Here is a 14107-nt window from a genome sequence, read left to right as displayed (position 1 = left end):
GATATCGGATTGATTTTTGTGAAAGCGATCGATGGGACGATCGTCGGTTAACATATAATAAATTGAAGTAAGCACGGCACGTTCTTTGCCTTCGCGGTTCGTGTCCATCGATGTTGGGGAACGATAAATTTCTGCAAAATAACCGCCTTCCAAATGTTCGAGGAGGGAAAGACGTTCCATCCAGTCAAATTTATTCATAGAGCTAAGCGTCAACGGATACGATAAAATCTCAAGATATTGAACGAAACGAGTTGGAGATGGTCATGCCAACGGATGGAGAGCTTTTTTTGCCCACCATGGGATGCGGTACTTGGGCATGGGGCAACCGCTTGCTATGGGGATACAATCCCCACATGGACGAACAATTGCAAGGAGTATTTAATCTATGTGTGGGCAACGGCGTTACTCTGTTTGACACGGGAGATTCTTACGGAACTGGCAAGCTCAACGGTCGCAGCGAACTTTTGTTGGGCAAATTTGCCCGGGAGTGTCGCAGCCCCAATTTAGACAATCTGTGTATTGCGACGAAGTTGGCAGCCTATCCGTGGCGGTTGACCCGGAAGTCGATGGTGGCGGCTTTGGAGGCATCGTCTAGACGTTTGGGCAGAAATGTGGATTTGGTACAAATGCATTGGTCAACGGCCAATTACGCACCTTGGCAGGAGTGGGCACTGTTGGATGGTTTGGGAGATGCTTACGATCGCGGTTTGGTCAAAGGTGTGGGATTGTCCAATTACGGACCGCGACGTTTACGAAAAGTATACCGTCGATTGGGCGATCGCTCAATTCCCATTGCTACTTTGCAAGTACAATATTCTCTGCTGACGGCAGCGGAAATCGATCGGCTCAAAATACGGGAAACTTGCCAGGAGTTGGGGATTCAAGTCATTGCTTACAGTCCTTTAACGTTGGGATTGCTGACGGGAAAATATTCGGTGAGGGGAAATCTCCCTGGTGGCTTGCGACGGCGTTTGTTCAAGCAGTTGTTGCCCCAAATTCGTCCTTTGTTAGATACGTTGGAAGCGATCGCGCGATCGCGAAACCGCAGCATGTCCCAGGTCGCGATTAACTGGTGCATTGCCAAAGGGACCATTCCCATTCCTGGAGCCAAAAATATGAAGCAAGCTCAGGAGAATTTAGGCGCTTTGGGTTGGCAGTTGGATAGCGGCGAAGTGGAAGAGTTGGAGAAAGCCGCCACTCGCAGTCAGGGAAAAATGGTACAAAATGTGTTCCAAACTAAATAATACCAAATCCTATTTGCACAGACCACGTTTGAGATCGAGGAGACCGAGGAGTGGGAAGACGGGAAAAACCACAAGAAGTTTTTGAGTCACCCCTGGGTATTTATCGGGTTTTTATAATGCGGATTTTTAGAAATATGGTTTTTGAATTACTTAAATCGTTCTTTGGCTTCGTCGAATGCCGATCGCATGGCCGATTGAATCTTGGCAGGATCGGGTTTTTTCCCGCCCATCAAATCGCCAAAATATACGCAGGCACCTTCTCCCAAAGCCCAGGTGTAGGCGGCTGCCCAGGAAGCAGCGATCGCACTGCCAAATCCGGGAACAAATTTGACCAATTCCCGCCCCACCAGTTGCGCCAGAAAACCGCCGGCAATAGCACTGACCACGCCACCGGCTTGCGATCGCGTAATGCTTTGTCGGTATAGTTTACCCAACAACCCCACCATAGAAACCTGCAAAGCAGTGAGTACGGGCATGGTAGCAAAAGGCAGGGGAACGGCCGCCACGGTAGCAGCGGCAATAGAAAAGGGCAAAATGTACCGTCGGGCCACATCCCGGTAAAGATGGCTCAATTCCTGACTGGCTTCCTTATCCAGCAATTGATATATGGCGCGGGCTTCCGCTTCCGGCAGCAAATCTGCTAGGGTATCCCGCAGCGTTTCCAAACCGTAGAAAACCGGCGTATAGCCATCTTCTTCTAAGGTGAAATCAACCAAAACGCTGCGATCGCACCAACCGGAAAAAGACTCTTGTAATGCTTGAACGGCGCGATCGACCTCTTCATAGTTGGGGGGATAAGTAGGATGGTTCTCTACATCAGCCGGATACAGTTCGTGCAAGTTGGTAATCGCCAGCAAACAAGGAATTTCTGGGTGTTGTTTGCGAATTTGCCGGGCAATTTGCTGCAGGGTATCAGTGGCAAAGTCATTAATTTTGACCGTGAGGATTAAAACCCGGGCACGGGTGGTTTCCGCTTGTAAATCCCCCAATAATTCAGAAGCGATCGCTTGTGCGTCCTGGTTCACATCCCCCAACCCCACCGTATCGGTAAACACCAATAAGGGCAAGTCGTCGGAAGGATAGTTGTAGCGTTCGGTATTTTGGGTATGGGGTCGAAATCCCTGACCGATAATTTCCTCACAAACGCCGGTCATTCCCCGAACCAGGGAACTTTTGCCCGCTTGGGGTTTGCCTACCAACAACGCCTCCGTGGTAGGCAGTTGGGCGCGTACTTGTGCTAGAATTTCTGCAATCCGGTCGTCGCTGATATCAAACCACTCGCTCACCAAACGGGAAACCGATTCCACTGGTAGCACTTTTTGCAAGCGATCGCTAGCATTGTGCCACAAATCTTTAAGCGCGCGCGTTTGAAAGCGATTTTGCCGGGATTGGCTGCTCGGTACCATCGAGTGTTGGGAATGCTGGTTTTCGCTCATAAAAAACGGAAAAACAATAGAAAGCCGATCTCAATTTTAATCGGTAATTTCCCATCCTTTCCTAGCTCTGCCATAAAAAATGGGGAACGGAAACAGGTAGATTTGGCCTGCCGTTCCCCTATTCTAGCCACAATCGCTATCGTCTAAAAAACTACTCCGCAGCAGCTTCCTTAGCTTGTTCGACCCAACTATCAAACTGCTCTTGGTTTTCTTCCACCCATTCCTGAGCGTGACGGCGGATATCTTCTTCAGTATCTTCCCCTTCACGCATTAACTTGTTTTGTGCGTTAATGTCAGCAATAGGGATTTTCACCAGTTCAAAGAATTTCACCGCTGCTGGGTTGTTGTCAGCAAACTCTTGGTTCGTCAAAACGCCAATTTGATCGACCGCAAATCCTAAATTTTTCTGCTGGCCGTTGACACTGACCGTCGTCGCTTCCGCCGTAGCTTTTTGTTCTTCCGGCAAATCCGTACGCGGCACTTCCAACCAAATGGTATCTTCCCCAGGTTGCAGCACCGCACTTACCCACAACGGCGTCCAAGTATAAAATAAAATGGACTCACCCTGTTCGTAGCGGGTAATGGTATCGCCCATGAGGGCAAAGTACTGACCCTGGTTGTGTTCGACCGTATTGCGCAATTCGTAGACATCCAAATGGTGTTCGATGACCCGTTCGCATCCCCAACCGGGATTGCAACCAGTCAAGTCAGCTTGGCCGTCGCCATCGGCATCGAACAGTTGGGCATTGTCTGGTTCCTGCAACTGAGCAAGGTTGTTAATCTCGTATTCATCTGCGGTTGCCTTATCGATTTGATATCCTTGCAAAGCATTGGGAACCAGCTCGCCAATACGTTCTAGCTGTTCGTCACCACCACTTTCTTGATAAAACGATTCGTGGAGTTTCTCCCAGTGAACAGCTGTATAGTCTAAATCGCCGTTGCCAATGGCTGTATGCATGGGAGCGTACTCCAATTCTTGGGGAGGCTCCACTTCGTACCCCAATTCCCGCAAACCAATGTTGAGAACTTCGGTTTGGAAGAGCTCTTCCAGTACGCTAATACCGGAAGTTACGGTTACCCCTTCGCCAGGCAAACCGCCACCATCAGTAGTTTCCTCGGTCTGCTGCGCTTGTTGCTGGCAAGCAACTGTACCGGCTAGCAAGGCGGTTAAGGCAGCTGTAAGAGCAATTTTTGTAGATTGTCGTTTCATGGTCGATCCGTATCGTCGTTGGTTGCCATATCTAAGGACAAGAACAGGCTAGTGGCAGCTTGGCCGCCAACCTGCCTTCGAGCGCTGGAACCTGCTAGCTACTATAGCTGCAGTCCCTCAGGTAGGAAAAGTAAATCCCATTTGATTTAACCATAGATTAAACTTACCAAATTTTAGAGTAAGTTTAACTGACAGACTGTTTTTGCTCGCCAGATCCGGTGAGAGATAAAATGAAGCCCACGGGTCCCCGTTCTTTCCAGGAAATGGTACGGTCAGTTTTGCCTACAGCCTGAGTAATGCGGTCGATGATAATAGCCAGCAAAACAATCCCAATACCGCCTTCAGCTGCCAATCCCACATCCAAACGACCAATGCCGCGGTTGACCATTTGACCCAATCCTTCCACAGCAATGAGTGAGGCAATGACCACCATGGACAGGGCTAGCATCAAGGATTGGTTGAGACCTGCCAGAATGGTAGGCATGGCCAGGGGAATTTGGACTTCCCCTAGAGTTTGAGTGGGGGTGGATCCAAAAGCTTCTGCCGCTTCCACTACATCGCCGGGAACCTGACGGATACCAATGTTGGTCAGGCGGATTAAAGGGGGAACGGCGAAAATAAAGGTTACAATTACGCCGGGAACTTTGCCGGTTCCGAACAGCATAACCACGGGCACCAAATAAACGAAGGCTGGTAGGGTCTGCATGGCGTCGAGAACCGGACGAATGGCTTGCTCGAAGTTATCGCTTTTGGCAGCTAGAATGCCCAAAGGAATGCCCACAATGGCACAGAAAGTAACGGCTGTTAGCACCAGAGACAGGGTCGTGATGGATGCTTCCCAAGCGCCAATGGCACCAATGGCAGCCATGGCAATGATGCTGAAAATGGCAATACCACGACCGGCTAATTGCCAAGCTAGCAATCCCAACAAAATTAAGAAAATAACTGGGGGAATGGCTTGCAAAACATTTTCAATAATATCCAACACCCAGTTCACGGGAACGCGGATTCCTTGAAAGACCCATCGAAAGTTGTTGACCAGGAAATCTACAACCCCTTCAATCCAATTACCTAGGGGAATGAGCTGTTCTTGGAAGGGATTGAGAGCGTTGGCGACAAACCAGAACGACAACGGCATAAGATTGAGCACGTTGAACTCTCCTTGTTTTTGGTTGGACAATATGGATGAAAGAAGGGGAAACGGTAGTGTGGGAGGGTGGCAGCGTCGAAGCACCCTTCGGCAAGCTCACCTTCAACACAGCAATGAATTGTCTTTCCCTAATCTCCCATGCTCGGTAGCTTGGTACGCTCGGTACGTTCTTTTATACGGCGATTTCTTCGCCAGTTGCGCTAGGCTTGCTACCGTTGGCTTGGTTGCTATCTGCTTGGGTACCTTTGCTCAACCGACCGATACTAGAAAGGACATCGGATTGTTCGATGGCACCTTTGAATTTCCCTTCCGCGTCCACCACGGCTAGGGGCATCCCTTTTTCGTATAAGTGGAAAATTTCTTCCAGGGTACTGGCGGCATGAACGGTGGGGAAGTCTTTGCGCATGACTTGGGTAACATCGTCGTAGCCGTCCTCAATGGCTTCTTCGATGGTGCTGGGGGTGACAAATCCTACTGGTACCCCTTGATGGTTGACTACGTATAGGTAGTCCATGTGGTTGCGTTCGATTTGTTCGCGGGCCGCTTGTACGGAGTCGCGCCCTAAAATGACAGGAACGGTGGTGCGGGCAATGGTGCCGGTTTTTAAAACTTGGGCGCGGTTAACATCGGCAGTGAAGTCGCGAATGTAGTCGTCTGCCGGTTGGGAAATTAGTTCTTCGGGGGTGCCCACTTGTACCAAGTATCCATCTTTCATGACGGCTACGCGATCGCCGATTTTGAGGGCTTCTTGGATATCGTGACTGATAAAGACAATGGTTTTATGTAGCTCGTTTTGCAGGCGCACCAGTTCGTCTTGCATTCCCCGGCGAATCAACGGGTCGAGGGCACCAAAGGCTTCGTCCATCAATAGGATCTCGGCATCGGTGGCCAGTGCGCGTGCCAAGCCTACCCGCTGTTGCATGCCGCCGCTGAGGGAAGAAGGCAAACGGTCTGCCCATTGGCTCAAACCGACTACTTCTAGGGTATCGAGGGCTTTTTGTCGGCGGTCTTCTTTTTCGATGTTACGTACTTTCAGTCCGTATTCCACATTTTCCGCGACAGTGCGGTGGGGGAACAGAGCGAATCGCTGAAAGACCATGGTCATTTTGGTCCGCCGGATTTCCCGCAGCCTTTCTTCGCTGAGTTCGGGAATGTTTTCATCGTCCACGAAGATATGACCGCTGGTGGAAGGGATCAAGCGATTGATGCAACGCACGAGGGTGGATTTGCCGGACCCCGATAAGCCCATAACCACGAACAATTCCCCTTTGTAGATGTTCATGGACACGTCGGCAACACCCAGGACGTTGCTAGTGGCTTCTAGAATTTCGTCCCTACTTGCTCCCTCGCGAAACATTTTCAGGGCATGGCGGGAATGTTTCCCATAGATTTTGATGAGATTTTCAATGCGAATTTTGACCTGTCGGTCGGTGGGGTTGGAATTACGATCTTCCATTTTTCAGTCCAAATTTCCAAAATACAACAATTACAATTTTTGGTTTGAAAACCTAATGCAGCTTCCAAACTGTATACATTTTTCATATGAAACCAGGTAGGAGAACCCGGTCTAACGGTGCTTGTCGAAACCGCGATCGCGCCTCGCTGCTAACTGCGATTGAGAGGAGACTATTTGAGGGTAGCATGGATTACGGCCGTCTTATTTTGCCTGGATAGTGATTTGACTCGAACGTATTGAAGAAAATGGAATACAAGTGGATAGCTCGCTATGCTTTGCATAGTAACTCAAAGGTAGCTTAGCTACCTTCTATAATATATCAAGCATATAATTTTTTTCGGTTGCCGTCAAATTTTTACAGCGATACCGGGCTCAATTTTACCTACCAAAAAACACACCAAGCTAAGCCGAAACAGGACTGTTTTGTTTGCCAGATGCCCAATTCTAAAAATAAAAATTTTTTAAATATTTGTTTAACCGGGATTGTATACCAGGAATAGCTTTTCAGAAGAAGTCTATTTTACAATTTTTTGAAATTTTGTCCCATGGTAAGCTATTGCCCATCGCTCCATAACTTTACAAAGAAGGGAGTTATGGGGGGTAACCGATGTCCGCAGTTTCCCTTTTTAGGGAGTTCCCCTACAGATATAGCAACCCCAATTTAGCTGCGAGCCCAACCCCAAAAAACTGGGAAATGGGCAGTTCGCCAACTAAGCAGGATTGCTATACCAAGTCTGTAGGAAGCCTTCGTTGGGATAGGGACTTACGTACGAGCTTGGCTGCGGGTTTTCTGCCACAACCAGGCAACTGCGTAAACCAATCCACCAGCCACAATACCGGGTAACGCCTCATAGATGGCATCGGATAAGTTGAGACCGACACGCCAAAACAGAGCGGTACCAGTGCCAGCTACCATCATAGCAACGCCCACAGGGGTACTAATTGGTAACTGCAGCACACGGACGATCATTAAGGGACCAATACTAGCCGCCAAAGCCGACCAGGAGAAGGTGACCAACGTAAACACGTTATCGCTACCTACCAGAGCAATGCCTAAAATCACTAAGGTAACTAATAAAGTACCGATACGCACGAACATGTAGGACCCGGCAGCTTTGGGGAACAAATCCTGGGTCAGGGCAGCGGAACAGCTCAGCAGTTGTGCGTCTGCTGTGGAAATGGTCGCTGAGAACAAGCCAGCTAGGATGAGCCCGACCAACACCCCTGGCAGCAGTTGCATAGCCAGTTGCGGCAGCGCCAGTTCCGTATCACCGCCTGCCATCAGTTCTGGCATTAACACGCGCGTGGTCAGACCCACACCAACGGCTGCTATCGCAAATAGAGCGTACACAACCACGTAAATATTGCGTGCTTGCTCGATGCTGTCTTCCGAGTCAATGGCCATGGTACGAATCATGATGTGGGGTTGTCCCACCACACCAAATCCAGCCATTAACCAACCAATCAGAAAAGGCACGAAGCCAAACTGTAAATTAGGTGGTGTCGGCTGCATGAGCATGGGATCGATATCTGTTAGCTGCGACCAAAGGGTACCAATACCACCAGAAGCTGTAATGGATGCTACCAGCAGCACAATCATGGAAAAGACCATGACACCACCTTGGATGGCACCAGCCCGAATGGAAGCTTGAGCGCCGCCGGTAAAGGCATAGATCACCACAATGGCAGCCCCCAAAATGGAGCCGACATTGTAATCCCAGCCGAAAACCACGCTCAATGCCTTGCTACCAGCTTGCAACTGAGCGGCAGCATAAGCCCCCAGGAAAATCAGAATAGCAAGCGCAGAAATGGCAGTAATCCAGCGGAGATCGCCTTTGGGAGTGTGCGCCAGAAACGAGGGAATGGTTTCTACATCTTTTTCTTCGGAAAACTTGCGCAATCGTCTGTGGACCCACATCCAGGCGAGATAGTCTCCAGTAATCCAGCCCACCATAATCCAGATACTGGAAATGCCCACTTGATAGGCATAGCCAATCAAGCCAATGAACATGAACCCGCTGTTCCCCGTTGCCACAGTACTCAGGGCAATGGTCCAGGGGTTCACATCTCTCGACGCTAGAATGTAATCTTCTGTTGTATCTTCTTGTTGACTTTGTTGCTTGCTGCTACCGGAGTAGATTCCCACACCGATAGACAGCAGTAGAAATGCTACGAAACTGATAGAAGTTGGCCAGAAATCTGCCATAACAATAATTAAAGGTTTAACCTACGAAACTTGGGCTGCATGCCCATACTATAGATTAACAAAACCGACACACCCCCTTGCAGGCAGCCAACCGAATCCCCTAGTAATCGCAAAAGAGCGTATCGCGGGTCACTCGCCCGGTGACGGGATTTTCGCCGCTGGCGACTTCGCATAGTTGCTTGCGGGTGATTTCCCGCATGAGGACGTCGGTGAAATCCGCTCCCACAATGCTGGCTTTATTAAAGTTGGTATTGTAGGCAAAAGCCCCTTCTAAGATAGCATTATCCAAGTTGGCTCCTGCCAAACGCGCCAAATCGAGGGTAGCCGCCCGCAAATCGGCACCGGCGAGGTTGGCTCTTTCCATGTTGGCACCAAACAGGCTGACCCCTCGCAGGTCGGCTTTCTGCAGATTGGCTTTCTGCAGGTTGGCTTTGGTAAAGCTGGAGTCGGTTAAATTCTGGTTGGAGAAGTCGGCTTCTGCCAAACTTCTCTTGGTATAATCTTCTGCACGGGCAGATGGCGCGTTGCTCAGTCCCACGAACAGGATGCTGCACGCGAGCAGGACGATAGCGGCTCGACGGATCCAGAGAGATATCATGGCTTTTAAAATTTATTTCAATTTGCGTTCGTTTTCAAGATTCTATGGTAATGGAAGAACGCCCCAAGCGAACGTCCAATGTATTTGAATTGTCGATTAACAAATTAAATGTCGTATTGACCGCTTATATGTAATTTTTGATACAAACTACCTTTCCTTCACAATACATTAGGTTGCCAGCTTGGGGAATATCGATGGAATTGTCAGGAAATGGAAAAAACACATGCGATCGCGACCCATCTGAACGGCTGACAGCAGCGATTTCGTCCATTGAAAATACTTTGATAAATCATTTTGTAAACAACCCTGGAAGATTCCAGGAGTCTGGATTTATACTTGGGGCAAATATCGTTCGAGTATAAGAGATTGCCGTGGAGCCAGACGTAAAGCAGTTTTTTCGAGATTGCAACCCGTCGAAAACGCTAGATTATAAAAAACCTGAAGACCGACGCTACTACATTGACTTTTCGCAAGTGCGCGGCACAGAAGTTGTGACAGAAGTGGGAGAAACGATCGAGTTCATGGATGCCGACCCCACCTGTCAGCTTTTTACCGGACATATTGGGTGTGGGAAATCCACAGAGTTGCTGCGGCTGAAAGCTGAATTGGAAGATCGGGGGTTTCATGTCGCCTACTTTGAATCGACCAACGTACTGGAAGAGAGCGATATCGAAGTCAGCGACTTATTGCTAGCGATCGCGCATCAGGTAAGCGAAAACCTCCGAGATGCCGGCATTCCGCTCGTGGGCAGGTATTTCACCAACCTGATGAAAGAGTGCGCCAATTTTTTGCAAACCCCCATCGAGACACAGGCGGAAATTTCTGTAGGCATTGGCAAACTTACGGCGAAAGCCAAAGAAAGTCCCACCTTCCGCAGCCAACTGCGACAGTACCTAGAACCGCAGACAAAACAGCTAATCGACGGCATTAACAACGAACTGCTGGTTCCGGCAAACGAAAAGCTGCGCCAACGGGGAAAACAAGGCTTGGTGGTTATCGTGGATAACCTCGATCGCGTAGACAATCGCAAACTCGACAGCGGCTTGACCCTACCAGAATACCTGTTCGTGCGCCGAGGCGACCAACTGCGGAGCTTGCAGTGCCATCTCGTATATACCATTCCCCTGGCGTTGCTGTTTTCCAACGAACACCAGGCGCTAAAAAACCGACTGGGAGGCGGAAACAGTGCCAGCGTGTTGCCCATGGTACCAGTGCGGTTGCACGATGGCAGACCCTATACAGAAGGCCTCGATCGCTTAAAACAGATGGTCTTGGCGCGGGCATTTCCCCAGGCAACATCGGAAGAACGAATACAATGGGTCGATCGCGTTTTTGATTCCATGGAAACCTTAGATTGGTTGTGCTACAAAAGTGGCGGTCACGTACGCACGCTGCTGAGTTTGGTGTTTGCCTGCCTGCGCAAACACAAGCAATTGCCGATTACACGGAAAATGGTAGAAGTTGCCGTGCAGGAAGCGCGAGACGAGTTGCGCCTGGCTATTACCGAGGACGAGTGGCGCTTGTTGCGGAAGGTGGCACAGACGAAGCAGGTAGCGGGTGAAATGGAATCTCAGACCCTGTTGCGTAGTTTGTTTGTTTTTGAGTATCGGAATGAGGAGTACGGTCGTTGGTTTGACGTAAATCCCCTCTTAGAAGGATTGCCGGAGTTGCAAGAACAATCATGAGCGATCGCTTGTTGACCCATCAAGAATTAGAAGAAGCCATTATTGCCGCCAATCGCGAGGCATTGGATGAGGTAACCTGGACCATCGAGAGTTTGCAGGATGAGTTTGTGTTGCTGGTGCTGCGGTGCAACTACCATCATTTGCGGGACTTGATGCGTCGGGAAATACACCAGAAGGGTCTGCGGCAGGTGCGGGAATTGACCTTAGATCGAAGGACAATGGCTTTGTTTCCTGCGATCGCGGGTGTGGTGGAAGATTCTCAACCAACAGCCGTCTCAATTACGGGATTGGAAGAGCTAGACAATCTCGATGCGGTGTTGGGGTCGGCGAATATGGCGCGGGAAGAATTGCGCCGTCACTTTCGGTTGCCGCTGTTGCTGTGGGCGGACGATCGCGTTTTTGGGCGGCTGGTGCGCGTGGTTCCCGATTTCAAAAGTTGGGCGACGACAACGCGGTTTCAACTGCCAGATGAGGCGCTGGTGGCGTTTTTGCGCCAGTATTGCGATCGCTTGTTCGATGGCGTGTTGGCAACCGGCAAGTTTGACGTGGAACCGGTGGCATCGCGAGAAAACGTTGAAATGGCGTTTGCCCTGCAGGATGTCCGGGAACGGGATATTTCCCTGGAACCGGATATTGAAGCAAGTTTGGCTTTTGCTAGGGGTCTTCGGTGCTACCAACAGCAAGCCTGGGATGAAGCGATCGCGCATTACGACGAAAGTTTGGCGTTTTGGGAAGAGAATGCCGAAACCAATGTAGGGGCGTTTCGCGAAACACCTTTTGGCGTCAGAGCCGGCATCGTGCGCTTTTATCGGGGATGGGCGTACCAAGGGAAAGCAGATTGGGAAGCAGCCAAAACCGAGTTGGAACGCGGTCTGCAACAGTTCCAGGCAGCAGGGCGACCCGACCTGGTAACCAAATTTGCGTGCAAGTTGGGCGAGGTTCTGGTGTCGTTGGAAGCTTGGCAGGAACTGGAAGAAAACGCCCGGCAGTGGTTGGCATGGCACCAAGACGATGCGGCGAATTTGGCGCGAGATTGGGGATTTTTGGCCAGGGTGGCAGCACAACGAGGGCAGTGGCAGCAGGTGAAAGAATGCGCGGATGCAGCGTTGGCAGCTTGGCAGCAGAGTCCGGAACCGCGTTCGTCGAGCCTTCCATACTGTTTGCTGGCAGCCCAGGCGCGCAAAGAACTGGGCAATCTTGACCAGGCGATTTCGATTCTGGAAAAGGCGCGTTCCACAACCTCTCCAGAACGCGACCCCAGCAATTACGTGCGCGTGTTGCAAGCGTTGCGAGATTGGCACTACGCCCAAAAGGAATACGTACGGGCGTTTGAAATCAAGCAGCAATGCCTAGCGATCGAGTTTCAGTTTGGCTTTCGGGCATTTGTGGGAGCGGGAATCCTGCAACCCCAGGTAGTTAGGGAGGGAACGGACAAACAAGAACCGGTGGTTTCGGGGCGAAAAGGGGACATTGACGAACTGGCGAATACCCGCATTCCCGAAGATCGCTACAAACTAACCGTTCTCTACGGACCGTCGGGGGTGGGGAAAAGTTCGCTGCTGCAAGCGGGATTGGTGCCTGCTTTGCAACAGCGTCCCCTGCGCGATCGCACCGTGTTGCCGGTTTTGACCCGCGTTTACGGGAACTGGGCGCGAGAGTTGGGAAAACAGATAAGCGAGGCATTGAAAACCTATCCCGATAGGGTGCAACCGAATACTCCCTTGGCATCGGTGGCGGACCTGCGGGCGCAACTGCAACGAAACGCCGAAAATCGCCTGTTGACAGTATTGGTGTTCGACCAGTTCGAGGAATTTTTCTTTAGCAACCCCGAACTGGAAACTCGTCAGGAACTGTATGCCTTTCTCCAAGAGTGCTTGAAAGGCACCGACCTCCAGTTCGTGAAGGTCATACTGTCGCTGCGAGAAGACTACCTGCACCGACTGTTGGAGCTGGAGCGCTACACCCAAAAGCAGGGAACAGCCCAAAATACTCCCAGGGCAGGCACGGAGGCACTGCCCCTACGTGCCGAATGGCGGTACTACTTGGGGAACTTTTTACCGGCAGCCGCGCGGGATGTGGTTGCCGACCTGACCCAACACAAGCAACAGAGTCATCGGAAGCTGGAAACCGATTTGGTGGAGCAGTTTGTCGCCGATTTAACCGACGCTTTGGGAGAAGTGCGTCCTGTGGAGTTGCAGGTGGTGGGAGCGCAGTTGGAAGCAGAGGAAATAACGCAGTTGGCGCAGTACCAGCAGCTCGGCGAGAACCCGAAAGAGCAACTGGCGCAGCGGTGGATTGCCATGGTGGTCGAGGACTGCGGTGAGGAAAATATCGAGGCAGCGTGGCAAGTGCTGGCAGCGCTGACGGATGAAAAGGGAACGCGCCCCATGCGTACCAAAGCAGAGTTGGAAGAGGTGCTGGCAGACTACCGTCAGTTGGTGGGTGGCAAGGCGGTTTCGCTAGAGGAGCCGATACTGACGGTTTTGGTGGGGTCGGGGCTGGTGGTGTGCTGGCGTCAGGAGTCGGAAAACCGCTATCAACTGGTTCACGATTATTTGGTGGATTTGGTACGGCGCAAGTACAACGCCGATTACCGACAGCGCCTGGAAAGGTTGGCGCAACGGATGAAGCAAGAAGAGAGCACCCGCAAGAAATGGCAGAAGTGGACGTTGCGGGGGTCGGTGGTGGCGGCAGTGGTCCTTGCTTGCTTGGCGGGATGGTCGGAAATGCAGCGTCGCGAAGCCCAACGCAGGGAAGCAAATGCGGAAATTGTGGCGCTCAGCCTGAAGACGAACAACCTGCGGCGGCAAGGATTGGAAATTAAATCGTTGCTCAAGGGGTTAAAAACAGTTCAAAAGATTGAAAAATACGAACCAAAAGCCATTGGGGAAACCCGAATGCGGGGGATCGCTGCGTTGCGGCAGGTTGTCTACAGCATCCGAGCAAAAAACCGGTTGGAAGGTCACCAGGGTTGGGTTAATCATGTAACGTTCAGCCCCGACGGAGACACCCTGGCTTCTGCTAGTAGAGACGGCACGGTGCGCCTGTGGCAGCGAGACGGCACTCTCATTGCTACTCTGGAAGGTCACCAGGATGATGTTACTCATGTAACCTTCAGCCCC

At 50.9% G+C, this 14107-nt stretch carries 10 protein-coding genes; 3 read left to right on the top strand and 7 right to left on the bottom strand.

Features of this window, described 5'->3' with window-relative positions; genetic code table 11:
- The coding region (locus AS151_RS03640) for a cupin domain-containing protein (protein WP_139240484.1) at positions 1-198 on the bottom strand (198 nt) is incomplete at its 3' end.
- A 65-nt stretch (positions 199-263) separates the two neighbouring features.
- Between AS151_RS03640 and AS151_RS03635 the strand changes: the two genes are divergently transcribed.
- Positions 264-1244 (top strand): aldo/keto reductase, encoded by a 981-nt coding sequence (locus AS151_RS03635; RefSeq protein ID WP_071515709.1) that lies wholly within the window; start codon positions 264-266, stop codon positions 1242-1244.
- Between the two features lie 146 nt (positions 1245-1390).
- Here the strand turns inward: AS151_RS03635 and AS151_RS03630 are convergent, their stop codons facing one another.
- The 6 genes from AS151_RS03630 to AS151_RS03605 form a co-directional block, all read right to left on the bottom strand.
- Positions 1391-2650, bottom strand: a complete 1260-nt coding sequence (locus AS151_RS03630; protein WP_343327418.1) for a GTPase — start codon at positions 2648-2650, stop codon at positions 1391-1393.
- Positions 2651-2831: 181 nt separating this feature from the next.
- Positions 2832-3890 (bottom strand): glycine betaine/L-proline ABC transporter substrate-binding protein ProX, encoded by a 1059-nt coding sequence (gene proX / locus AS151_RS03625; RefSeq protein WP_071515700.1) that lies wholly within the window; start codon positions 3888-3890, stop codon positions 2832-2834.
- Between the two features lie 184 nt (positions 3891-4074).
- Positions 4075-5028, bottom strand: coding sequence for an ABC transporter permease subunit (locus tag AS151_RS03620; RefSeq protein WP_071515699.1), 954 nt, complete (start codon positions 5026-5028; stop codon positions 4075-4077).
- A 184-nt stretch (positions 5029-5212) separates the two neighbouring features.
- Positions 5213-6496 (bottom strand): glycine betaine/L-proline ABC transporter ATP-binding protein, encoded by a 1284-nt coding sequence (locus AS151_RS03615; protein ID WP_071515698.1) that lies wholly within the window; start codon positions 6494-6496, stop codon positions 5213-5215.
- A 763-nt stretch (positions 6497-7259) separates the two neighbouring features.
- Positions 7260-8702 carry a sodium/proline symporter gene (locus AS151_RS03610; protein WP_071515697.1) on the bottom strand — a complete coding sequence of 481 codons (1443 nt, stop codon included), beginning with the start codon at positions 8700-8702 and terminating at the stop codon, positions 7260-7262.
- A gap of 100 nt (positions 8703-8802) precedes the next feature.
- A complete protein-coding gene (locus AS151_RS03605; RefSeq protein WP_071515696.1) occupies positions 8803-9300 on the bottom strand; it encodes a pentapeptide repeat-containing protein in 498 nt (165 codons plus the stop codon).
- Between the two features lie 371 nt (positions 9301-9671).
- Between AS151_RS03605 and AS151_RS03600 the strand changes: the two genes are divergently transcribed.
- Positions 9672-10985 carry a nucleoside-triphosphatase gene (locus tag AS151_RS03600; RefSeq protein WP_071515695.1) on the top strand — a complete coding sequence of 438 codons (1314 nt, stop codon included), beginning with the start codon at positions 9672-9674 and terminating at the stop codon, positions 10983-10985.
- On the top strand, positions 10982-14107 hold a 3126-nt coding region (locus AS151_RS03595), incomplete at its 3' end, for an ATP-binding protein (protein WP_170861299.1). The genes AS151_RS03600 and AS151_RS03595, both read left to right, overlap by 4 nt.

Origin of the sequence: Geitlerinema sp. PCC 9228 (genome assembly GCF_001870905.1) — a bacterium.
Taxonomy (GTDB): domain Bacteria; phylum Cyanobacteriota; class Cyanobacteriia; order Cyanobacteriales; family PCC-9228; genus PCC-9228.
The sequence above is the reverse complement of the archived record's forward strand: the minus strand, read 5'-3'. Positions and strand labels throughout refer to the sequence as shown.